This is a genomic window from Caulobacter sp., assembly GCF_017744445.1.
In the GTDB taxonomy this organism is placed as follows: Bacteria; Pseudomonadota; Alphaproteobacteria; order Caulobacterales; family Caulobacteraceae; genus Caulobacter.
In genome coordinates this window covers 1-1,592 of sequence record NZ_JAGIBH010000065.1, presented here as the reverse complement: position 1 = coordinate 1,592, position 1,592 = coordinate 1, and the positions used below count along the sequence as shown (strand labels likewise).

General features: G+C 70.8%; 2 protein-coding genes. Both read left to right on the top strand.

Annotated features, from left to right (window positions below):
• Nucleotides 1-743: diacylglycerol kinase (locus J7528_RS23620; RefSeq protein WP_291879729.1), on the top strand; the 743-nt coding region annotated here is incomplete at its 5' end.
• Nucleotides 740-1,592 (top strand): hypothetical protein (locus tag J7528_RS23615; protein WP_291879728.1); only part of this gene is annotated, 853 nt, incomplete at its 3' end. The genes J7528_RS23620 and J7528_RS23615, both read left to right, overlap by 4 nt.

Genomic DNA, 1,592 nt, shown 5'->3' with positions numbered 1-1,592 from the left:
ACGGCACCATTCGCGACGTCCTCAGCCTGCTGCCCCAGACCTTCGGCGCCAAGACGCCGCTGATCAGCCTGGTGCCGTCGGGCAAGACCAACGTGCTGGCCATCGACCTGGGCGTGCCCAAGGATTGGACGCTGGATCGCGCGATCAAGGCGGCCAAGTCCGATGACGCCGTGATCAAGCACCGTGCGCCGCTGGAGGTGCGCTGGGACGACGGGCGGCCGTCGCTGCACGGTTTCGTTTTCGGTCTGGGCGCTTTCGTGCGCGCCACCAGCCTGGCCCAGAGCGTCCATAAATACGGGGCCTTCCACAGCATCGCCGTGGCCATGAGCATCCTGGGAGGGCTGTTCGGCACGGTCATGGGCGGGGCCCGGGACCAGTGGCGTGCGGGCGTGCGCATGTGCCTGGCCATCGATGGCGAGGAAGCCCGCACGGCCGATCGCTTCCTGGTCATGGCCACCACGCTCAAGCGCCTGCCGTTCGGCGTGCAGCCGTTCGGGCCGCCGCGCGAGGGCCTGAAGTTCCTCGACGTCGATGCCCCGCCCAAGCGCCTGCCGGGGGCCTTTCCGGCCCTGTTGGCGGGCAAGGACGCCGCCTGGCTGCCGCGTCTGGGCTATCGGCGGGGCGACGCCGAGCGCCTGCGCATCACCACCAACCAGCCCCTGGTCGTGGACGGCGACGTCTATGACGGGGCCGGCGGCCTGACCGTGACCCTGGCGCCGCCCCTGAGGTTCCTGGCGGCATGACGGACGAGGTCGCGACCCTGATCTCGCGGGAGCTGACCGCCCCCGCGCCGCCCGAGGCCGTGGCCTATGCCGAGCGGTTGGCCGGCCTGTTCCATGAGCCGCTGGCGATCCTGTTCTACGGATCGATCCTGCGTACGGGCGACATGGATGGGGTGATGGACTTCTACGTCCTGACCGGCGACGTGCGTCCGGGCCTGCGGGGCGTGGCGACCCGGGTGCTCTGGCCTGACGTCAGCTATCACGAGATCGAGCAGGACGGACGCATGCTGCGCGCCAAGGTCGCGACCATGACCCTGGAGCAGTTCGGCAGGGCCACGCGCGGGCAGGGGATCGACACCACGATCTGGGCCCGTTTCGTCCAGCCGGCTGGGCTGGTCTGGACTGTTGCGCCGGACGTCGTGCCTGTCGTGGTCGAAGCCGTGGCCGACGCGGCCCGCACCGCCGCGCGCTTCGCCGCCGCCCTGGGACCGGCGGAAGGTCCGACCCAGGCCTATTGGTCGGCGCTGTTCCAGGAGACCTACGCCGCCGAGTTTCGGGTGGAAAAGGGCGGTCGGGAGCGTTCGATCCTGGCTTTCGACGTCGAGCGCTATGACCATCTCCTGCGCGCCTGCTGGCGCGAGGAGGGGCTGATGGGCGTCGAGACCGAGGGTGTGGTGCGCCCGGCGTTCGGCGAGGGGCAGGCGGCCCGCCTGCGCTCGGCCTGGCGCCTGCGCCGACGCCTGGGCAAGCCGCTGAACTATGCTCGCCTCATCAAGGCCGCCTTCACCTTCGAGGGCGCGGCCCGCTACGCCGCCTGGAAGATCGAACGCCATACGGGCATGCCGGTGGCGCTGACGCCGTGGCGGGAGC